Here is a 21,635-nt window from a genome sequence, read left to right on the forward strand (position 1 = left end):
CGATGAGGAGACCATGCAGAAAGTACGCAGCAATTGGGATAAATACGGAATTTCTTTATGAGAGGGGGGAAGGAAATGAATTTTGAGCTACCGGAAGAGGTTGAGGCCATTCGAAATGTTGCTCAAAGCTTTGCAGAGAAAGAAATTGCTTCAACCGTAATGGATGATGATAACAATCACTATTTTCGGTATGAACTCGTAGAAAAGATGGGGAAGCTTGGTCTTTTTGGTAGTATTATTCCTGAGGAATATGGAGGCAACGAAGCAGGTTATTTGGCGTGTGTTGCAATAGTTGAAGAAATCAGTAAGGTGAGCGCCAGCATGTCAACACTTTTTAACACTCAATCCTTAGGTCCACCCTATGCGTTGCTTCGTTGGGGCAATGAGGAACAAAAGAGAAAATATATTCCACCATTAGTTAGGGGTGAGAAAATCTGTTCTTTTGCCATCACTGAACCTAACACGGGATCGGATGTCGCCGGAATGAAAAGTACAGCAAAGAGAGATGGCAATTACTACGTCCTCAATGGCTCGAAGATGTGGATTACCTACGCACCAATCGCCGATTTTGCTTTGGTATATGTCTATACGGATTTGTCTTTACACCACAGGGGTATGTCTTGTTTCATTGTTGAAAAGGACACTCCGGGTTTTACCACTCGAACTATTACGAGCAAATTCGGTTTGCGCTCCATCCCAACCGGGGAGGTGACTTTTGAGGAGTGTCGGGTTCCTAAAGAAAATCTCTTGGGGCAAGAAGGGGAGGGATTCAAAATCTGCATGGCTCAATTGGAAGGTACCAGACTTGGAGCGGCAGCCCGTGGAGTTGGAATTGCGGCAGCATGCTTGAAAACAGCCACTGAATATGCCCGCCAACGTATGGCTTTTAATCAGCCTATTTCCAGCTTCCAAATGATTCAAGAACAAATCGCCCTAATGGCGGTCAACGAAGAAGCTGCCCGTTTATTAGTTTATAAAGCCGCTTGGGCCAAAGATAAGTTTCCGAAACAACGTCATACCCACGCTGTTGCTATGGCTAAGTATTTCGCGGCTGAAGCAGCGGTTGAAGCGGCAAACGAGGCGATGAAGATATTGGGTGCTTACGGTTATTCCGAAGAATATCCCGTGGCGAGATATTTAAGGGATGCTAAATCCCTGCAAATTGTCGAAGGCACTTCCAACATTCAGAAAACATTAATTGCGCGCGGAGTACTTGAAATATAAAAAAATATTGTAGTTTTGCAGGCTGCTCATCTCAGATCGCTATGAGTTTGGAGACGAACAATGAGCACACCGCGGAGATAGTATGGCATCGACTGTTAAGTAAAGCGTTTGCGGGATCTTGTTAACGGAAAATGGGCAGGGGCGTCTGGCGGCAGAATACATGGATGGGAGGAAACGAAGTGAATTTTGAGGATATTTTGTACGAAAAGAAAGAGGGGGTCGCAAGGATCATCATTAACCGTCCTGATGTCCTGAACGCTTTCCGCACGGCTACATTGAAAGAGCTGGCTAGCGCCTTTGAAGACGCTAGCCTGGACGGAACTATAGGGGTCGTAGTTCTAAGAGGCGCGGGAGAGAAGGCATTTTGCGTGGGTGGCGATGCTAAGGAGTCGGCGGGGGGCAGCGGATACCCAAGGGAGATGGACTATTGGCATACAAGAGTGCATCAGGCCATTCGAGGGACCGAAAAGCCAGTGATTGCTGCAGTAAATGGTTATTGTATAGGTGGAGGCAATATTCTACAAATACTTTGTGACTTAACCATTGCCGCGGAAACGGCCAAGTTTGGGCAAGCTGGCCCAAGGGTAGGCAGTTTCGACGCAGGTTACGGAGCAGCCTACCTTGCTAGAATCGTGGGCGAGAAGAAAGCCAGGGAAATATGGTTTTTGTGTAGGCAGTATACCGCACAGGAAGCTCTGGATATGGGCATGGTGAATAAAGTGGTACCTCAGGAGAAATTTGATGAGGAGGTGGCAAGCTGGTGCAGGGAAATACTTAATCTTAGCCCCACTGCTTTAAAATTCCTGAAGATTGCCTTTAACGCTGATAGTGATGCGATTTTCGGTACTGAGGCCATGGCTATGGCAGGCGTACGGCTATATTGGGAAACAGACGAGGCCAATGAATGGAAAAAAGCCTTTTGGGAAAAGCGAGAGCCCGAGTGGAAAAGATTTAGGAAATGAGACCAGGTCAACGAGACTGCAATGTGGTAAGGAGTCCTCGGGAGGCAGTAATTAGTTTATAGTAAAGGATGGTGGGTGCAGTATAGGCATATAATTCAAATTATTCAAACTATTATTAACAATGGAAATTAAAAAGGAGGTAAAGTGTTTATGATTGAGCAGGAAGAATCTAAAAAAGAATATTATATTTACGTTGACACAGGAGGTACTTTTACCGATTGCGTAGTGGTGAGATCCGACGGACACTTTATCAGTGGCAAGTCGGCCACCACTCCTGAAGACCTGGAAAAAGGATTCTTGAATAGCATTTCAGCCACCCTGGTGAAGGAAGGCCTCTCTCTAGAAGAAGTAATCCCTAACACCAAGGCAATTGGTTACGGTACAACTCAAGGCACCAACATCATCGTGAGCGGAGCCGGGGGACCGAAGTTGGGTTTAATTACCACCAAGGGGCATGAGGACAGGACGATCATTATGAGGCTCCGGGCAGCGGGGTTAAATTCAATTGACGGGATGCACATGGTGAAGGCTGATAAACCAAACCCTATTATCCCCCGAACAAGGATCAGGGGGGTTGCTGAAAGAGTGGATTGTATGGGGAAAGTTATAACCAGCCTTGACGAAGAAGAACTGCGGTCTGTAATAACGGAACTTGTGGAGGAGGAGAAAGTCAAGGGTATTGCAGTGGGGTTTATTTGGTCCTTTTTAAATAATGCACATGAGCAAAGAGCTAAGGAAATAATAAATGAAATGTACCCCGGGTTGGCGGTTGCTATTTCTTCCGAGGTTGAACCTATTATCAGGGAATATCCCAGGTTTATGTCTACGGAAATCGATTTGTATATTGGCCAGGCTCTCAAGAAGTTACTGGATAATATCCATCACTCATTGGAGGAACACGGATATAAAAGTCCCTTGCTGGTGTTACAGGCTGCGGGGGGCGTTGCCAGGTCCGAGGTAGTCAAACCTGCTACAACCTTACATTCCGGCCCGGTGGGCGGGCTTGCCGGAGTGGAGTTTTATAAGGGTATGTATGGTATAAGAAAAGGAATTGGAACGGATATGGGCGGTACAAGTTTTGATATAACCATATCCACTGAAAGAGGGTCGGAATATTTACGGGAACCAATCGTGGGACGTTTTCAAATTTCCAATCCGATGTTGGAGATAATTACAGCAGGCGCAGGAGGAGGAACCATTGCTTTTGTTGATAAAATTACCCGTACCCTGCACGTTGGTCCCCAAAGTGCCGGTGCAGTACCCGGTCCGGTATGTTATGACCAGGGAGGGTTAGAGCCCACCGTTACTGATGCAGATGTTGTATTAAACAGGATTGATGCCGATTATTTTCTGGGTGGTAAGCTAAAATTAAATCGAAAAAAGGCCTTAGAAGCTATTGAGGAAAAAATTGCCAAACCGTTAAATTTAGACGTTTATAAAGCTGCCAGTGGTATATGTAAAATTATCGATTCGGCAATGGCGGGAGCCTTGAACGCTGCTCTGGCGGCCAGAGGGATTGATCCCACGAGCTATACTTTGCTTTCCTTTGGCGGAGCGGGCCCGGCTCATTGTGCAGGATACACGAACAATATGCCTTTCGCCCGCATAATAATTCCACGGAGCGCGCCGGTTTTCTCTGCTTTTGGGGCATCCACTGCAGATATCCGGCACAGGTACGAAGGTTCCCCCTTCTTATTTGTGCAAGACCTTCCCTTTAACCCTACAACTTTACAATTTGACTTGGATAAGATTACCCTTGCTGCCATTCCTACTTGGGCTTTGGATAGGTACAACTCCATAGTTAGCAAAATAAAACAGTATGCTGAGGATGATATGGTACGAGAGGGATATGCATCGTTTGAAACCCATTATGAAATACTGGCTCGTTATGGTGGCCAGCTTTGGGAAATTAGGCTGGATGTCCCAGTAGCAACCATCAATACCGATGCCGATTTTAAATTAATCCTGGACAGGTTCGAGCAGGAATACATGAAGGTTTATACCCGACAGGCGATGGTACCCCGCGGTGGCATAGAAATAGTCAATGTGGCGGTGGAAGCCGTTGGTAAAACACCCAAAGTACAAATTGCCAAGTACGATTTTGCCGGAAAAGATCCATCTGGCGCGCTAAAAGGGCAAAGAGAGGTCTACTTTGATAATTGGCTGGTAACATCAGTTTATGAATGGAATAAATTAGGAAATGGAAACGAAATTTTGGGCCCGGCAATTATTGAGGCCGAGGAAGCAACAGTAGTCCTTACACCGGGGAGAAAAATTGTGGTAGATGAATTTCATAACCTGAATATGTCAAGTTTAAGTTAGTTTAAGAATTATGTTAAAGAAAGGATGATGATCTAATGCCTATGCAGAAGCTTGATCCAGTTAAATATGAAATTTTCTATAATCGATTGTCCCATATATTAAATGAAGGAAAGGAAGTATTGCGTTATCTTTCGGGGTCCACTATCGCCAGAGAAGGCGGAGAAGTAGCACAAGCTTTTTACCTGCCCACCGGTGAAGCGGTGCATATTGCCTGTGGTATCCTAATGCATATACTTAACGTTACCCGTGTGATAAGGTATATGCGTGCAAATAATTACGAGGCTGAAGACATCGGTATTTACGACGGGGATCAATTTATAAATAATGATGCCTATATCGGGGGCATGCATGCTCCTGATATGGCAAACGTTGCACCCATCTTTTATAATGGGGAGTTAATTGGATATACTGCATCAATTTCCCATACTACCGAAACGGGAGGTATCGAGCCTGGCGGAATGTGTCCCAGCGCTTTGGAGGCCGTGCATGACGGGATCCATTTACCTGCGCTCAAGTTAATTGAAAGAGGAAGAATGAAGCAAGATGTTTTTAATATGATATTGAGATCTGTGCGTGACCCCCGGGCAATGGAACTAGACATCCGGGCCCGCATTGCCGCCAATGAAAGGGTGCGCCAGAGAATCTTGGAACTAATTGAGGAAGTTGGCCCAGAGTTTTTTATAACGGCTTGCAAGCAACTGGTCCATGATGCGGCCGAACAACTGCGGGCCAAGGTAAAGATGCTGAAGCCAGGCGTATATAAGGCGCGGATTTATAATGATACAGTGGGTGTGCTAGGTGATAAACTGGCCATCATCCAGGTGGAATTGGGAGTCACCAAGGAGGGGGAACTACATGTCAAAGTACCTGTAGTATCACCGCAGGTAAGAGGGTTTAATAATTCCTACTTACCGGCTGTCGAGGCAAGTGTTTTTTATACCCTTTTAGTGGAAATGGCTTATGATTTGCGGTGGAACTCTGGAATATCAGATATTGTTCATATTGAAGTCCCTGAAAAGTCACGGCTAAATGCTGATGAAAAGCAGAGTGTGGGGTATGCAACAGTAGGGATCGCCCAGGCTTTTACCAATGCCCTTACGGAAGCAATTGGGCGAGCGTACTTTGCTTCAGGGCAGAAAGAAGAGGTTATGGCTAGCGGTGCTGTTGTCTGTTGCGGGATTTGGGGTGGCATTGATCAGTATGGGCGGCCCTGCGGTAATATTTTGTCCCAGGTCTGGCCTGCCTCGGGGAGTGGAGGTCGTCATGGAAGAGATGGGATTGATAGCTCGTTCCAGTTGTTTAACCCTTGGTCATATTCGGCAGATACTGAAGGCGAGGAAGTACTGATGCCTGTATTGCACTGGTCCGCCTATCAGCGGCCTGATTCCGGGGGATATGGAGCTTTTCGTGGTGGGTGTGGAATTTCAGCCATAGATATTGTACATGGTTCTGAAAGGATTGAAACTTATGTGATCGGAACAGGTGGGAAGATTCCCATCAATCAGGGAATTTTCGGGGGATACCCAGGTGGATCTGTTTATTCCGACAGGATAAATAATAGCAACTTTTTTGAGTTGATGAACACCAAACAATTACCTTATACTTTTAAAGAACTGAGAAAAAAAGTTAAGGGTGAATATGTTCCCGGGCCGCCAAGTATACCATCTCGATTATCCAGGCCTGGCGATATCATCATGTATTCCAGCATAGGTGGCGGAGGTCTAGGGGATCCGCTGGAGAGAAATCCGCAATCAATTGTGGATGACATAAAGAATGGCGTGGCTACTCTGGAAATATCCCAAAAAGTATATTGTGTAGCACTTAATCCGCAAACGCTGGAAATAAATCAAGAGGAAACAAAGGCTTTACGGGAGGCAAAAAAGCGGGAGCGGCTGCGTCAGGGGGTGCCTGCAATTACGTTACTCCGCAGTTTAGTTCAGAAAAGGAAAGAGCGGCAAATTTCGGAGGTGGCACAAAGCTATTTGGACGAGTTAACGGAATTTTCAACGGCATTTAAGCAGGAGCTTGAGCATGAAGAAAAAATCAGTGCGCTAAATTGGGAACCCATTGGTAGAGTTGGTGATGTAGAAAAGCTATTTGAACTTACTCCTTATGTAAATGTTGGAAAGACAGTTGATGGAAAATTGGTAACTTACTGCGGAAAATGTGGTTTTATTTATGGTGGGGTTAAGGATAACTTTAAATTATTTACGTTAGTTTACGAGCGAGATCCGCAAGAAGTATATCCGGGGGACGAATCGGGCGACCGGATGGCCCCTGACAAAGATTGGTGTATTTTACGGGAATTCTATTGCCCTGGTTGCGGGACTCAGATTGAAGTCGAGGCAACACCTCCGGGCACACCTTTTATTTCAAACTATTCTATCAATTTTGAAAGCTAAGTTATTTTTTGTTTTTCTCCGGCTGGTAGCTTGCTGCCAGCCGGAGAAAGTACTACGCAAAAGGAGGTTTTCCCCTTTGAAACTGGAAATATCTTCGGCCTGGGAAGAACTGAGTAAAACCAAAACGTGGCCGGAAATTTTAGCTGAAGTTGCTCAGGCATTTCCCGACCGGGAAGCGCTGGTATTTAGGATGAATGGGACTAGGATAAGTTTTACGTATAGAGAGTATGCCAACAAAGTAGATGAACTTGCCAGAGGTCTTTATGCTATTGGTGTAAGAAAGGGCGATCATGTGGCGCTTTGGATGACTAACCGACCGGAGTGGTGTTTTGCCCGGCTGGCTATTTATAAATTGGGTGCTATTATGATACCGTTACACACCCGATACCGCCTGGAAGAATTGCAATTTGTTTTAAAACAAAGCGATACCCAATATCTTTTGCTTGAGGATCAATTTTTCGACAGAATTGAATCTTTGAATATGCTCAATCAGTTAATACCCGAAATTAAATGCAGCGCTACAGGTAAAGTAGATGCCGGGGAATTCCCCGTTTTAACAACAGTTGTTTGTCTCAGCAATAAAGGGGAGAAATATCCGGGAACTTATTCATATGATGAGGTTCTTCAATTGGGGTCTAAGATTTCAAATGAAAAAATAGAAATTAAGCATTACCCGGCGGACACCATTCATATTATTTATACCTCTGGTACGACCGGCTTTCCCAAAGGAGTGGAAACGCCAAGCAGCTGCAATGTGGCATATTGTGCTGTTTCTAAGGAACTTTATCACCTTACCGGCAAAAGCAAGTACCTGAATGTAATGCCTTTCTTTGGTAATATTGGCTTATGGAATCATACCCTTTCTTTACTGGCGGGGTGCACCCTTATAACCGACGCACCAGTTTATGATCCCGTAGATGTACTTGCTACCATTGAAGCGGAGGGGATCACTCACGCTATTTTTGTGCCTACAATTTTACTGGATATATTAAATCACCCCGATTACGATAAATATAATTTAAAATCTTTACAGCGCATTACCTGTTCGGGAGCACCTGTTCCGCAGAACCTGATCAGGATGATTAAAGAAAAGTTGGGGTTATACTTAATGAATATTTATGGTTTATCGGAAGCTTCTGGGCTAAGTACCTGGGTACCATATGGAGATACCCCGGAGCACGTGGAGAAAACCGTTGGCCTGGCGATGCCTCATTGTATGGTGGGGATTTTGAACCAAAATACAGGGAAAGAATTGCCGCCGGGAGTAGAGGGCGAAATATGCACGCGGGAGGTTTTCCCCGGCAGCCAGCACATGAAGGGTTATTATAAGCGGCCTGAACTGACCCGGGAAGTAATCAGGGACGGTTGGCTGCATAGTGGCGATCTAGGTAAGATGGACGCGGAAGGTTATATTTATTTAACTGGTCGGTTAAAGGAAATGTTTACAGTGGGTGGGTTTAACGTTTCTCCCGCCGAGGTTGAAAATTTTTTATTAAAACATCCCAAAGTTGCCAATGTGGCAGTTGTGGGGGTGCCAGAACCGCGTTTGGGGGAAGTTGGTGCTGCGTTTATCAAACTTAAGACGGGTCAAAATTGTTCCGAGGAAGAAATTACCACTTATTGTAAAGATAAAGTTGCTAATATCAAAGTGCCGAGGTACGTGTTTTTTGTAAACGAATTTCCGTTAAATCCTCAAGGAAAGGTGCAAAAATTCAAACTGAGGGAAATGGCTTGTGAAAAACTTGGCTATACCGGTTAGAAAAGGTAGGGGTTCGCTAACATCCTGTCTATGAATTATGGAAGTCAATGACATAAAATTATGGGCAAAAAATTTGGTACGCTGATATGCTCAGTCGGTTTACCATACAGGGGGTCGCACTATTTGCCACGCGCATTTATAACGCGGCTGCATATTAGTCATTACTGACGGTTTAAACCCCATGAAACCATGTAGCTGGCACAGAAGGAATAAATAATCATTCTGCAGGTTATTCCAACAACGATAGCAGACATTCTGAACCTGTCCAATCTTAATGCTTATAATACCAGCTTGCGCATGATTTTTTACGTCGCCTCCTCCATGCCAGTGAGTTTGCTGAGGCGGGCTATTCAATGGTGGGGGGCTAATTTTTTGTATATTTTCTTTTGTTTGGTATTCAGACAGAGATTAGGGTTAGGACATCTCATGGCTGCACATCCCCCCAGGGCAGGTCGATTGCGTGCATACCGGCCACATTGTTGGGCGATCCACACGGACAAACGGTATTCCTGGCGATTCAAATTGCATACTGCAATTTGTGCCAATACATTGTGCAAATTGGACAAGAACATAGTCCTCGGTAAAATAATACGAGTGGAGTAGACAATATCGGGGGGTCTATAATGGGTGAAACGCGGAATGTTGAAGGCTATAAGTTCGCATTTAAGCAAAGGGTTAGGTATCAACACGTTGATGTTCAAGGAATCGTGTATCACGCAAGATATATCGACTTTCTTGAGGGGGGTAGAATGGAGTATTTCCGTAATATTGGTATCACGTCGAAAAATATGATAGAAAAAGGATATGATTTTGTAAACGTTGAAATCCATTGTTATTATAAAAAACCTGCACATTTAGATGAAGTCATTTTAATTAATACAAAACTTAGCTGGATTCGAAATTCCAGTTTCTGTTTTGAGTATGTTCTACAAGAACAAGAAAGTGGAAATATCCTTGTCACTGCTAACTCGCTCCATGTTATGGTTGACTCACACACGTACAGAGCACGCCGTATTCCAGACCAATATCGTGAACTCTTTCGACAGTTTGAAGGCGATACACTTACGGAGTACGGACTCGAGGCATTATAATAGGAATTACCGGAGCCACGGGGTCAATCTACGGGGTACAAATCTTAGAAGTACTTCAGCCGAAGGTGACTGTGAGATTCACTTGGAGAATATGTTGAAGCCCACCAGGGCTGGAGCCATTATGTTCCCACCCCTGCCAGTGGGGGCGCTTTCATTGCTGACAATGACCGGCAAGAGGTAATCTGATAATACGCGCTGGAGCTTTTGCAGTTCTCCGGTATACCCTGCGATTCCGGGGTAGTCAGCTGTGCTGAGGAACAAGTCAAATGCTGTTTGTGAGATGTCTTATGGGGTGTGGGTAGTTGCCGCCGATTGCTTAATGGTTTAAAATGAAGTCATTTATGAAGTTATTTGATAAAGACAATTGAGAAGGGATAGGGTATGGAAAAAGACACAACCAGACGTGATAGTTTTTCGAACCGGCGGGAGGACATCATTCAAGCGGCGGCCAAACTCTTTCACCGTAAAGGTTTTCACGGCACGTCCATTGGGGACATCGCCAAAGAGGTGGGGTTGCCCAAAGGAGGCTTGTACTATTATATCGGGAGCAAAGAGGAACTCCTCTTTGAGATAACGACCAGGGGTATCCGCAACGTTTTGCCAGTTTTAAAGCAGATTAAGGAGTCTGACCTGGAACCGGGAGAAAAGTTGGTGCAGGCGGTAAAGACCAATGCCGACTTTCTGGCCGCCTATCAGGAATATGTTTCGGTTTTTCTCCAAGAGAGGAACTCCCTCCTGCCAGAGCATTATCAGCAGTACATCAAGGATCGCGATGAGGTGGAATGGATTTTCCGTGATATTATTCAACAGGGAGTAGATAAGGGAATATTCCGCCAGACCAATGTAAAAGTAATTACCTTTGCCGTCTTGGGCATGTGCAACTGGATTACGCAGTGGTACAGGCCAGACGGGAATGTTTCAGCCGCTGAGATCGCCGAGCTTTTTGCTGATGTGACGTACCGGATGCTAAAAAATTGACGTGCTGGCTGACAAGTCCGAGAGCTATCTTTACAATGTACAATAAAACCCAAAAGGGGAACGATGGATATGAAACGCATCATTGTGGGAATTACCGGTGCCACGGGAGCCATCTATGGGGTGCAAATTCTGGAAGCACTGCGGGCCGCAGGTGATTGCGAGACTCATCTCGTAATAAGCCCGTGGGCAGAAAAAACGATCGTTTTGGAAACTGAATATAGCCCACAGCAGGTGAAACGAATGGCAACATTCTGCCACGACTACCGCAACCAAGCGGCACCCATAGCTAGCGGTTCCTTCGGTGCCGATGGGATGGTCATTGCTCCCTGCAGCATGAAAACTCTCTCGGGCATTGCTCACGGCTATGCTGACAACCTAATTGGCCGGGCTGCCGATGTTATGCTCAAAGAGCGGCGTCGTTTAATCATGGCTCCCCGGGAGACTCCCCTAAACGAGATTCACTTGGAGAATATGTTGAAACTCACGCGCGCCGGTGCCGTGATGGTGCCACCCATGCCGGCTTTCTATAACCACCCGGTCAGTTTGGAGGATATCATTAAACATCACACATCCAGGATACTAGATTTGTTAGGGATTGATAACTCCTTGACTCGCCGGTGGGGGGACAGCTTTTGTTACTGAGATTGATCACATCAAGAAGTACCCGGCTAATACCAATCTCAAAAGGGGTTGGTGCTTTTATTTTGCCGCTCAAACCTGACTCAAAAGCCAAAAACAGGTTGCAAAATTTCCCCATATAGTGCATGCTATATTTGAGAGAATCTTAGGAATATTACAAAAGGGGTCGAATAATCATGGCACCTGAGGACATAGCGGTTCAAACGGCTGGGGATCAGGAAGTGATTGCACAGCTTGAGCAGCGGATTAAAGAGCTTGAGGAACTGAACCGGGATTATTTAGGCCTGTTTCAGAATTCCTATGACGGAATGCTGATTGCTGACGGAAATAGCACGATCCTACATATTAACCCCTCCATTGAGCGGGTGATGGGGCTTAAATATCCGGATTCCATCGGCAAGACGACCCGGTATTTTCTTGAGGACGGTCTGGCCGATGCCAGTGCGACGCTTAAGGTCATCGAATCGGGTAAGGAAGAAACGGTAATTGTGAACGCGCGCAACGGCAAAGTGATCCTGAGCACCGGGGTGCCGGCCTATGACCGCGAGGGAAAAGTCCACCGGGTCTACTGCAATGTCCGCGATATTACCGATCTTAATAATCTAAGGCAAAAATATGTGCAGACCCAGACCTTGGCCTCAAAATATTTAGCCGAGCTGAATCAGCTGAAGAAATCCAATCCCCAGGATTTTGTGGCCCACAGCAAATCGATGCGCATGGTGATTGACATGGCCTACCGCATTGCGCAAGTGGACAGCACAGTCTTGATCTTAGGGGAGTCCGGAGTGGGTAAAGACCTGATTGCCCGCATGATCCACAAAGCCAGCCCGCGCAATGAAGCAGGGCCGTTCTTAAAGATAAACTGCGGGGCCATTCCTGAGAATTTGCTCGAGTCAGAACTGTTCGGCTATGAAACCGGCGCTTTTACCGGCGCCAATAAGGAAGGAAAGGCCGGGTATTTTGAACTCGCCCATAAGGGAACCCTCTTTCTGGATGAAATCGGGGACTTGCCGGTCGCGCTTCAGGTGAAGCTTCTCAATGTCCTGCAGGATCAGAAGATTATCCGGGTGGGTGGAGTTAAGGCGAAAGAGATCGATGTGCGCATTTTGGCGGCGACCAACAAGAACTTGGATGAGATGGTCAGGCAAGGGTTATTCCGGGAAGACCTCTACTACCGGCTGAATGTGGTTCCGGTCACGATCCCGCCGCTGCGGGAGCGCAGGGATGACATCCCTTTTATGATCCACTATTATGTTGACTTTTTTAATCACAAATACAACTTGAATCTGAAGTTCAGCCAGGAAGCGATTGAAGCATTAAGCAGGTATGCTTGGCCGGGAAATGTGAGGGAGCTGGCCAATTTAGTAGAGCGCTTAATGGTAATGGTTCAGGATACGCTGATTACAGCGGAACACCTGCCCCCGAAGTATCGGGCGCCTGTCCTGCCGGACCCTTCCTATGACTATTCCCTGAAGAACTTAAAGGAAGCCGTGGCCGAATTCGAGGATAAATTCATCGCCCAAACGCTGGCGCGCACCAAGAGCAGGGAAGAAGCAGCCATGCAATTGGGAATCAGCCTTTCGAGCCTAACCCGGAGAATAAGAAGAATGAAAAGGTCAAAACTGACGCGCATAACTGATTAAGGTGAATTCTCTCCGAAGCGGCGTTTGAATCATGGGTAGACCAAGAGAAAAGGTCAAATTTGACACATTAATAGTTTTCTAAAAAGTTGGAACCTTTGATATATAAAGAAAAGACTGAATGGCATATTTTTTGCAATTACTAGAGGACTAACTCGAGGTGTAAATATACGGAGGAGGTTTAGGTAGTGAATTTAGCTCGGATGATCGAACAAAATGCGATGCGTATTCCCAAAAACCCAGCTGTCATTAATGAAACGGTTCATTGGTCGTGGCGGGAATTCAATCTCAAAGTCAATCAGTTTGCCAATGCCCTGTCTCGGCTGGGCGTGGGCAAAAATGACCGGGTTGCCATGTATTTGCCCAATTCACCGGAGTATCTGGTCGTTTATTTCGCGATTGCCAAGCTTGGGGCCACAGCAGTACCTTTTAACATCATGTTTAAGAGCAGCGAAATCACCTATATCATCAACAATTCCCGGGCCAAGGTGCTGGTTGCGGCTGCCGCTGAAGCAGCGCTCAATGTCGAGCCCATTCGGTCGCAGCTTTCCACTTTGGAGCACGTGATTTTAGTTGGGGAATATGAACTTGAGGATACCCTGACTTATACCGGGCTTTTGGCCGGCGGAAGCGAAGAATTCACGGCTTTGGAGTGCGCCGAAGATGATGTTGTCACCATTTTATACACCTCCGGTACCACCGGTCAGCCCAAAGGGGCGATGCTCACGCATGCTAACTTTTACCGCAATGCGGAATTGAATGGAAGCTACACGCTGCACATCAATGATCAGGACATTTTTTTAACGGGGACACCTTTTTGCCATATCTTTTTTGTCTTAGCGGTGTTGGGGCCGATGTTCAAAGGGGCTGCTACTGTTACGATGCCGCGCTTCTTTCCGGATAAAGCGCTGGAGTTGATTTCAAAGTACAAGGTCACACACTTTGCCGGAGTCCCGACCATGTACATTTATATGCTCCAAACCTATAAAGCTGATCCGGAAAAATATGACTTGAGTTCCTGGCGCTTTGCCCAGGCGGCCGGGGCCGCAATGCCTGCGGAATACATCGGGCAAATCGAGCGGGCTTTCCAAATCGGGTACTGCGAATGCTACGGCTCGACCGAGACCAGCTCCACCTGTACTTACGGCCGTCTGGGGCATGGCAAAGCGGGCTCCATCGGGCTCCCGGCGGAGATGTGGGAAATAAAGATTGTGGATGAGGACAACCAAGAGGTGCCGGTGGGGGAAATCGGAGAAATCACGGTCAAGGGGCCCGGAGTGTTCAAAGGGTACTGGGATATGCCGGAAGCCACGGCGGCCGCCTTCAGCGGGGAATGGTTCCATACGGGTGATTTGGGACGCGAGGATGAGGACGGCTATTTGTACATTGTTGATCGCAAAAAGGACATGCTGATTTGCGGCGGGTATAACATTTATCCGCGCGAAATTGAAGAGGTGCTTTACGCCCATCCGGCCGTGTTGGAGGCGGCCGTTGTGGGGATTCAGGATGCGGCCAAAGGGGAAATTCCCAAGGCTTACATTACCTTGAAACCAAATGCAGGTGAGGTAAGCCCCGAGGATATTATAGCGTACTGCAAGGAGCGCATGGCGGCCTATAAAGTACCGCGAGTGGTCGAGTTCTTAAATGAGTTTCCGAAAAATGCGAGCGGAAAAATCCTGAAACGCTCTTTACGGGAGCTGGAAGCGGAAATCAGACCGACCGCATAACATACTTGCATATCCCATAAAATACCTTAAGGGAAAATTAAAAATATTAGGAGTATTGAGAGGAATTACTCATGGATTTGTAGAAGTATTATATTATGTAATATTATTGAGTGTTCTTAATAGATAAGGAGGAGGTTTTTCAGATGTATTCCAAAGCTTATATTCCATACGGAGGGTATTACAGCTCGCCCTTTGCCCGCTGGCAAGGAAGTCTCCAAAATGAGAATTCCATTGAGTTGGCGGCGGCCACGGCCAAACGCTGGCTGGCATCGAGAGAAATTGATGCCAAAACTTTTGAGTACCTTATTTTAGGCAAAACAATCGGACAGCTTCATACTTTCTATGCCGCTCCCTGGGCGGCTGCCCTCATGGGAGCCCCTGATATCCCCGGCATGCATATTCCCCAGGCCTGTTCTACGTCCACCACGGTACTGAGCCAAGCGGCTATGGGAATCGATAGCGGGATGTATGAAACGACATTCTGCCTGATGACCGACCGCTGCTCCAATGGGCCTTTTACTGTCTGGCCTAATCCCATGGGCCCCGGCGGAGAGTTGATTTCAGAAAGCTGGCTCATGGACAATTTCGGAAAAGACCCCTATGGCGGGGTGGCCATGATCCAAACGGCTGAAAATGTAGTCAAAAAAGCCGGCGGAATTACGAAGGAAGACGTTGACCGGGTTACCGTCAGACGCTACGAACAGTACCAGGAAGCCCTCGCCAATGACCGGGCCTTCCAAAAACGCTACATGTTCCCGGCTGAATATAAAATCAGTAAGAAGAAAACCGGTTTGCTGGAAGCGGATGAAGGAGTCACCCCGACCACGGCTGAAGGTCTGGCCAAATTACAGCCGGTAATTCCCGGCGGTGTTCACTCCTTTGGCGCTCAAACCTACCCGGCGGACGGCAACTGCGGCTTTATTGTCACAACCCAAGATAAAGCCCGCGAACTCAGTACCGATAAAAATGTGGAAATCCAGATCTTATCCTACGGCTATGCCCGTGCTGAAAAGGCGCACATGGCCATGGCCGTAGTGCCTGCGGCTAAAATGGCCTTGGACAAAGCGGGAATCGGGATCAAGGATGTTAAAGCGATAAAGACCCACAACCCGTTCACCGCCAATGATCTCTACCTGGCCAATGTGATGGGGATCGATGTCATGACCATGAATAATTACGGCTGTTCCCTGATCTACGGCCATCCCCAAGGCCCCACCGCCGGCCGGGGAATCATTGAACTCATTGAAGAGCTGGTATTGCGAGGAGGCGGGTACGGACTGTTTACCGGCTGCGCGGCTGGAGACACCGGAGCGGCTCTGGTGGTTAAGGTCTCAGGCTAAGCTATCTTGGTGGTGAATTAAACACGACTTCAAGACATTCAATATTGAAAGGGGATGTTGGCGTTGAGCATTAAAACAATTGGTGTCGTCGGTGCGGGAGCTATGGGCACCGGTATTGCCCATGTGGCCGCCATGGCAGGGTATGAAGTGGTGCTAAGGGATATTGACATGGCTTTTGTGGACCGGTCCGTTGCCAGTATGGACAAAGTCATGGCTAAGTCGGTGGAAAAAGGGAAGATGACCGAGGAGGAGCGCCAGGCGGTCTTAACCAGAATCAAAAAGACCACCGTGCTTGAAGACATGGCCTCGGTAGACTTTATTATTGAAGCTGTAATTGAAAGAATGGATCTCAAGAAGGAAGTCTTCCAGACCCTGAACAAGGTGTGCCGGCCGGAAGTTATCTTCGGCACCAATACTTCCTCGATGTCGATCACGGAAATTGCCGCCGCTTCCGGGCGTCCGGACAAAGTCTGCGGCATCCACTTCTTCAACCCCGCTCAAGTTATGCGCTTGGTGGAAATCATCCGGGGCGTCCAAAGCTCGGATGAAACCATTGCCGCCGCCACGGACTTGGCCCGGGCTTTCGGCAAAACCCCGATCGAGGTGAAGAAAGATTCCCCCGGATTTGTAGTCAACCGCCTCATGGTGCCGCAGATGGTTGAGGCTGCCCGTTTACTGCAAGAGGGCGTAGCTTCTATTGAAGCTATTGACACCGCTGTGAAATTAGGGTTGAATCACCCGATGGGTCCGTTTGAACTCATGGATTTCACCGGCATCGATATTCACTATTATGTCATGGAATATTTTGCGGATGAATTCCGGGATAATCAATATGCGGCTCCCCAAATCATCAAGCAAATGGTCAGGGCCAATAAGCTCGGACGCAAAAACGGGGAAGGATTCTATAAGTATTAGATCGAACTGATTCAGTACAAGAACGACTCCTAATAATAGGAGTCGTTCTTTTTTGTAAAATTTCTTTGCAGAAATATCTTAATTTTCCCTCTTATCTGTGGTATTATAGTTTATAATAGTATAGTCCATAGAGAACATATTCTTATTTGTAGTAAATCATGGCCAGGGGGGAGATGGGATGAACGAAATCATTGACTTTTTACACGCTAATCCGCTGGGATATTTAGGGACGGTGGATGAAGAAGGAAGACCCCATGTCAGGCCATGGGAATTTATGTTTGCACAAGACGGCAAACTGTGGTTCTGGACAGACAATACCAAGGACGTCTTTAACGAGTTGCAATGCAATCCGGCGGTAGAGTTTTGCTCAACTTCTATGGAAAGCGTTTCTTTACGGCTAAAAGGTGACGTCATTTTCGGGATTGACATGAATATCAAAAAGAAGATGTTCGAAAGGAGCAGGGAATTACAAGCTAGGTATAAAGTTCCTAAGAATCCCGAGTTCGAGATTTTCTGCCTAAAGCACGGCCAGGCCATGATGGTTAATAGCAGCGGCGACTTGATCAAAGAGATAATTTTTTAGAGGGAGGCGGCCTAGAGGATGGTCATGAATCATTTTGAGTATTTTGCTCCCCGGACCCCTGCGGAAACGCTTGAATTACTTGGGCGTTTCGGTAGTAAGGCCAAAATACTGGCCGGGGGCACCGATTTAATGATCTTAATGAAAAACAGAGCAATCCAGCCGGAATGTGTCATCGATATAAATCAGGTACAGGATTTTAGAACAATCATGTGTGAGCCTGGCCAAGGGGCTGTCATTGGAACGAACGTCAAGCTGGCGGAAATTCAGTTTTCAGAAGCGCTTCAAGCCAAGTACCCGGCGCTAAGCTATGCGGCCGGAGAGGTGGGCTCTGCGCAGGTTAGACACATGGCCAGTCTTGGGGGCAACACCTGCAACGCTTCCCCGGCGGCTGAGACCCCGACCCCGCTGGCGGCACTCGGGACCAAGGTTGTACTGAGCAGTCAATCCGGGGACCGGGAGCTGCCCCTCGAACAATTCATTACCGGGGTGAGGCAGCTTGGGCTGAACGAAGGGGAAATGCTCACCCGGTTCATCCTGCCGGAACCGGCGCCGCGCTCGGCCTGCCGCTATGCCTATATGGGGCGCAGAGACGCCATGGAAATCGATTCTGTCAATATGGCGGTTAATCTTGAATTACAGCCTGACGGCGAGACGATTCGGAACATAAAGCTGGTTATGGGCTCAGTTTACCCCCGGCCGCTGGTATCTCAGGAGGTTCCCGCCCTCCTCAACGGGCAAAGGCTGATTGACGAACTCATTGAAACGGCAGCCGCGGCAGCCCAGGGGGAAGCCAAACCGATTGACGACATCCGGGCAACAGCTGAGTACCGCCGGGAAATCGTCAAAGTGCTGGCGCGCAGGCTGATCCAAGAAACCTATGCCGCAGCCAAGGGGGTGTGATTTAATGAAACAGCTGATAGAACTTAATATCAACGGCCGCAATTATGAAGTGGCGGTTAACCCCAGGGATCTGCTCATTGATGTGATCCGTAAAAAAATCGGACTGACCGGTACCAAAAAAGGGTGCGGGGAAGGGGACTGCGGCGCCTGCACGGTTCTGATCGACGGCAAGCCGGAACTTTCCTGCATCAAGCTGGCGATCGCCTGCCAGGGTCAAAAAATTACCACCATTGAAGGCCTGGCCCAGGAAGACGGAAGCCTGCATCCCCTGCAGCAGTCATTTGTGGACCACGGGGCCGTCCAGTGCGGATTTTGCACCCCTGGCATGATTATGTCTTCTAAAGCTTTACTTGACCGCAACCCTAACCCCAGCCCACAAGAAATCAAGCACGAACTAAGCGGCAATATTTGCCGTTGTACGGGCTATAAAAAAATAATCGAGGCCGTGGAAGCAGCTGCCAAAGTGTGGTCCCAAGAGGGGGTGAAATAATGAGCCAAAAAGATACAGGATCTAAGTGGAACCTTACTCCTCAAGGTTGGAATCTCGAAGGGGTGCCCGCCTACCAGGACCAAACAAGATATACCCAGGTGGGACGAAGTGTCCCCCGGGTAGATGCCCCGGCCAAGGTGAAAGGGGAAGCCGTCTATACCGGAGACATGACCCTCCCCGGAATGGCTTATGGTAAAATTAAGCGCAGTCCGTATGCCCATGCCATCCTTAAGAAAATAGATATCAGCAAGGCCCAAGAATTACCCGGTGTTCTGGCAGTGCTCACCGGGGCTGAAGCCCCGAACAGATGGGGAATTGTGCCCCAAACAGCCAACGAAACAGTTTTGGCCCTTGACAAAGTCCGCTTCTACGGTGAAGGGGTAGCAGCCGTTGCTGCCATTGATGAGGAAACCGCCGAAGAAGCCCTGGATTTAATTGAAGTGGAATATGAGCCGCTGCCGGTGTTGCTTGATCCTTTCGAATCCATGGAACGCGCCCATGAAGTGCTCATCCATGAAGACAGTCCGGGAAATATCATGCACCAAGGGGAGCAAGTGTATGGGGATGTGGACAAGGCTTTTTCTGAGTGTGCCTATGTTTTGGAAAGGGAATTCCATACCAATTACCCCCAGCATGGTTTCTTAGAACCCCATACGGCCCTTGCCAGTTATGACCCTCAGAGCGGTCAGATGCACGTATGGTCCAGCACCCAGGTTCCCCATTACCTGCACCGGCAGCTCTCGATTGTCTTGGAAATTCCCATGAACAAAATCCGGGTGACCCTCCCGACTATCGGCGGCGGTTTTGGCGGCAAAGGGGAAGCTTCCTCGGCCGAGTTTGCAGCCTGTCTTCTCTCCCGCAAAATCGGGCGTCCGGTCAGAGTCACCTACGAGCGCAGCGAAGTTTTCTATACCAACAAAGGCCGCCACCCGGCCCACATGAAACTAAAAATGGGTCTTGATCAAGACGGGTATATCAAAGCCGTGGATTTTGACAACACTATGGATAAAGGGGCCTACTCCGGCTGGGGCGTCGTGGTCTTATTCTACACCGCTTCCATGATGCACCTGCCGTATAAGGTACCCAATGTCCGTTTCCGGGGAAGAAGCGTCTATACCAATAAACCAAGCACCGGAGCCATGCGCGGTCTGGGCGGAGTGCAGCCCCGGTTTGCGATGGAGTGCCTGCTGGATGAATTGGCTGAAATGATGGGTGTAAGTCCGTATGAGCTTAAAATGAAAAATGCCATTGAATCCGGCCATACAGCGGTTAATAATATGTTTGTACCGCACAGTGAGTATAAAAAATGTCTCCAGACAGCGGTCGAGAAATCAGGGTATCTGGAGAAGCGCGGCCGGCTCCCCTTTGGGAAAGGGATTGGCATGGCCGGCGGCTATTACATTTCCGGCACAGCTTATACCCTCTATCAGAATTATAAGCCGCACACGAGCGTCATGATCAGGGTCGATACCGAAGCCGGGGTCACACTTTTCTGTGCCGCGGCTGATATCGGGCAGGGCAGCAATACTGTCATGGCTCAAATGGCCGCCGAGGAACTGGGCGTATTTTATGAGGATGTGCACGTCCAAGCCGGAGATACGGAAATCGGAGCCTTTGATCTGGGCAGCTTTGCCAGCCGCCTCACCTATGCTTCCGGGGCCGCTATTAAGATGGCCTGCGTCGAGATTAACCAAAAGCTCAAAGAAACTGCGGCCGGAATGCTAGGCGTACGGGCTGACCAATTAGTGATTAAAAAGCGGGAAATTTATTCGATGTATGAAACGAAAAAACGGCTTCCCTGGGAAAAGGCAGTTGAAGCCTATACCAGCATCAACGGCTCCCTGGTCGGGCTCGGCAATTTTTCTCCGCCGCGCCGCAAAGGGATTGATATGATTAGCGGCAACAGGGTTCAAGGGGCCAATATTGGCCACTCCCCCACATATGGCTTTAGTTGCCAGGTTCATGAAGTAGAGGTGGATGTGGAAACCGGCCGCATCTACGTCAAAAAGGTCACGGAAGCCGGCGATTGCGGGACTCCGGTTAACCCCATGAGCGTGGAAGGCCAGGTCGAGGGGTCAATTCTATTTAATATCGGGGGCTGCCTTTACGAAGACCAGAAGCTGGACGCCAGCGGCAAGCACTTGAATCCAAACTTCCACGATTATAAAATGCCGACCATGATGGAAATGCCGGAAATGGATACCAATATCGTCGAGAGTTATGATCCGACCGCCCCCTTTGGGGTGAAAGAGACTGGAGAAGGGGCTGTCCAGCCGACTTTCCCGGCACTTGTCAACGCTATCTATGATGCGATCGGGGTGAGATTCTACAGCTTACCCATAACCCCGGAAATGATCCTGAAAGCGCTGAAGGAGAAGAAAGAAAAAGAGGGATAAGAAAGTAAAAGATTTAAATAAAAAAGTATTACATTCGTAGTAGCAGCAACGGCAACGGAAATACAAAACCGTTGAACTAATGGATTTCACCGGAATCGATATTCACTATTATGTCATGGAATACTTTGCTGATGAATTCCGGGATAATCAGTATGCTGCTCCGCAGATCATTAAGCAGATGGTCAGGGCCAATAAGCTCGGACGCAAAAACGGGGAAGGATTTTATCAGTATTGATTAAATCACATAAATCGAATCCGGTTGACCGT

Annotated in this window: 16 protein-coding genes and 1 pseudogene; all 17 read left to right on the top strand. The window is 47.9% G+C overall.

The genetic code is table 11. The features are described 5' to 3' along the window. Nucleotides 1-75 precede the first annotated feature (75 nt). Nucleotides 76-1,224 (top strand): acyl-CoA dehydrogenase family protein, encoded by a 1,149-nt coding sequence (locus J0X21_RS00805; protein ID WP_206808753.1) that lies wholly within the window; start codon nucleotides 76-78, stop codon nucleotides 1,222-1,224. Between the two features lie 164 nt (nucleotides 1,225-1,388). Next, the gene (locus tag J0X21_RS00810) at nucleotides 1,389-2,186 is read left to right on the top strand and encodes an enoyl-CoA hydratase-related protein (protein WP_206808755.1); all 798 of its coding nucleotides are present in this window, start codon (nucleotides 1,389-1,391) and stop codon (nucleotides 2,184-2,186) included. 150 nt (nucleotides 2,187-2,336) lie between these two features. Beyond that, entirely contained in the window at nucleotides 2,337-4,508 is a 2,172-nt protein-coding gene (locus J0X21_RS00815; RefSeq protein WP_206808757.1) for a hydantoinase/oxoprolinase family protein, read from the top strand. Nucleotides 4,509-4,543: 35 nt separating this feature from the next. Further along, the gene (locus J0X21_RS00820; protein WP_206808768.1) at nucleotides 4,544-6,910 is read left to right on the top strand and encodes a hydantoinase B/oxoprolinase family protein; all 2,367 of its coding nucleotides are present in this window, start codon (nucleotides 4,544-4,546) and stop codon (nucleotides 6,908-6,910) included. 76 nt (nucleotides 6,911-6,986) lie between these two features. Beyond that, nucleotides 6,987-8,669 (top strand): AMP-binding protein, encoded by a 1,683-nt coding sequence (locus tag J0X21_RS00825; protein WP_206808770.1) that lies wholly within the window; start codon nucleotides 6,987-6,989, stop codon nucleotides 8,667-8,669. 623 nt (nucleotides 8,670-9,292) lie between these two features. Then, nucleotides 9,293-9,760, top strand: a complete 468-nt coding sequence (locus J0X21_RS00830) for an acyl-CoA thioesterase (protein ID WP_206808772.1) — start codon at nucleotides 9,293-9,295, stop codon at nucleotides 9,758-9,760. Nucleotides 9,761-10,141: 381 nt separating this feature from the next. Then, on the top strand, nucleotides 10,142-10,738 hold the full coding sequence (locus J0X21_RS00835) for a TetR/AcrR family transcriptional regulator (RefSeq protein ID WP_206808774.1): 597 nt from the start codon (nucleotides 10,142-10,144) through the stop codon (nucleotides 10,736-10,738). A 69-nt stretch (nucleotides 10,739-10,807) separates the two neighbouring features. Beyond that, entirely contained in the window at nucleotides 10,808-11,380 is a 573-nt protein-coding gene (locus tag J0X21_RS00840; RefSeq protein WP_206808776.1) for a UbiX family flavin prenyltransferase, read from the top strand. Between the two features lie 281 nt (nucleotides 11,381-11,661). Continuing rightward, entirely contained in the window at nucleotides 11,662-13,020 is a 1,359-nt protein-coding gene (locus tag J0X21_RS00845) for a sigma-54 interaction domain-containing protein (RefSeq protein WP_407947618.1), read from the top strand. Between the two features lie 185 nt (nucleotides 13,021-13,205). Beyond that, on the top strand, nucleotides 13,206-14,744 hold the full coding sequence (locus J0X21_RS00850) for a class I adenylate-forming enzyme family protein (protein WP_206808787.1): 1,539 nt from the start codon (nucleotides 13,206-13,208) through the stop codon (nucleotides 14,742-14,744). Between the two features lie 143 nt (nucleotides 14,745-14,887). Further along, nucleotides 14,888-16,084 (top strand): thiolase family protein, encoded by a 1,197-nt coding sequence (locus J0X21_RS00855; RefSeq protein WP_206808789.1) that lies wholly within the window; start codon nucleotides 14,888-14,890, stop codon nucleotides 16,082-16,084. 63 nt (nucleotides 16,085-16,147) lie between these two features. Continuing rightward, complete coding sequence (locus J0X21_RS00860) at nucleotides 16,148-16,999, top strand: 3-hydroxyacyl-CoA dehydrogenase family protein (RefSeq protein ID WP_206808791.1); 852 nt, start codon at nucleotides 16,148-16,150, stop codon at nucleotides 16,997-16,999. A 178-nt stretch (nucleotides 17,000-17,177) separates the two neighbouring features. Beyond that, nucleotides 17,178-17,582, top strand: coding sequence for a pyridoxamine 5'-phosphate oxidase family protein (locus J0X21_RS00865; protein WP_206808805.1), 405 nt, complete (start codon nucleotides 17,178-17,180; stop codon nucleotides 17,580-17,582). Between the two features lie 18 nt (nucleotides 17,583-17,600). Beyond that, nucleotides 17,601-18,482 carry an FAD binding domain-containing protein gene (locus J0X21_RS00870; RefSeq protein WP_206808806.1) on the top strand — a complete coding sequence of 294 codons (882 nt, stop codon included), beginning with the start codon at nucleotides 17,601-17,603 and terminating at the stop codon, nucleotides 18,480-18,482. A gap of 4 nt (nucleotides 18,483-18,486) precedes the next feature. Further along, nucleotides 18,487-18,972 carry a (2Fe-2S)-binding protein gene (locus J0X21_RS00875; protein ID WP_206808808.1) on the top strand — a complete coding sequence of 162 codons (486 nt, stop codon included), beginning with the start codon at nucleotides 18,487-18,489 and terminating at the stop codon, nucleotides 18,970-18,972. Beyond that, nucleotides 18,972-21,368: a xanthine dehydrogenase family protein molybdopterin-binding subunit gene (locus J0X21_RS00880; RefSeq protein WP_206808817.1), complete on the top strand. Its 2,397-nt coding sequence runs from the start codon at nucleotides 18,972-18,974 to the stop codon at nucleotides 21,366-21,368. The genes J0X21_RS00875 and J0X21_RS00880 overlap by 1 nt, the downstream gene beginning before the upstream one ends. 73 nt (nucleotides 21,369-21,441) lie before the next feature. Further along, a pseudogene (locus J0X21_RS00885) lies at nucleotides 21,442-21,603 on the top strand (3-hydroxyacyl-CoA dehydrogenase family protein); the annotation flags it as partial. Nucleotides 21,604-21,635 lie beyond the last annotated feature (32 nt).

This window comes from Paradesulfitobacterium ferrireducens, from assembly GCF_017310645.1.
In the GTDB taxonomy this organism is placed as follows: Bacteria; Bacillota; Desulfitobacteriia; order Desulfitobacteriales; family Desulfitobacteriaceae; genus Paradesulfitobacterium; species Paradesulfitobacterium ferrireducens.

What these genes read in the sequence shown, in the direction of transcription:
- J0X21_RS00880 (WP_206808817.1), top strand. Translation starts at nt 18,972, where the DNA reads ATGAGCCAAAAAGATACAGGATCTAAGTGGAACCTTACTCCTCAAGGT.
- J0X21_RS00855 (WP_206808789.1), top strand. Translation starts at nt 14,888, where the DNA reads ATGTATTCCAAAGCTTATATTCCATACGGAGGGTATTACAGCTCGCCC.
- J0X21_RS00870 (WP_206808806.1), top strand. Translation starts at nt 17,601, where the DNA reads ATGGTCATGAATCATTTTGAGTATTTTGCTCCCCGGACCCCTGCGGAA.
- J0X21_RS00815 (WP_206808757.1), top strand. Translation starts at nt 2,337, where the DNA reads ATGATTGAGCAGGAAGAATCTAAAAAAGAATATTATATTTACGTTGAC.
- J0X21_RS00835 (WP_206808774.1), top strand. Translation starts at nt 10,142, where the DNA reads ATGGAAAAAGACACAACCAGACGTGATAGTTTTTCGAACCGGCGGGAG.
- J0X21_RS00820 (WP_206808768.1), top strand. Translation starts at nt 4,544, where the DNA reads ATGCCTATGCAGAAGCTTGATCCAGTTAAATATGAAATTTTCTATAAT.
- J0X21_RS00865 (WP_206808805.1), top strand. Translation starts at nt 17,178, where the DNA reads ATGAACGAAATCATTGACTTTTTACACGCTAATCCGCTGGGATATTTA.
- J0X21_RS00840 (WP_206808776.1), top strand. Translation starts at nt 10,808, where the DNA reads ATGAAACGCATCATTGTGGGAATTACCGGTGCCACGGGAGCCATCTAT.
- J0X21_RS00830 (WP_206808772.1), top strand. Translation starts at nt 9,293, where the DNA reads ATGGGTGAAACGCGGAATGTTGAAGGCTATAAGTTCGCATTTAAGCAA.
- J0X21_RS00875 (WP_206808808.1), top strand. Translation starts at nt 18,487, where the DNA reads ATGAAACAGCTGATAGAACTTAATATCAACGGCCGCAATTATGAAGTG.
- J0X21_RS00810 (WP_206808755.1), top strand. Translation starts at nt 1,389, where the DNA reads ATGGGAGGAAACGAAGTGAATTTTGAGGATATTTTGTACGAAAAGAAA.
- J0X21_RS00805 (WP_206808753.1), top strand. Translation starts at nt 76, where the DNA reads ATGAATTTTGAGCTACCGGAAGAGGTTGAGGCCATTCGAAATGTTGCT.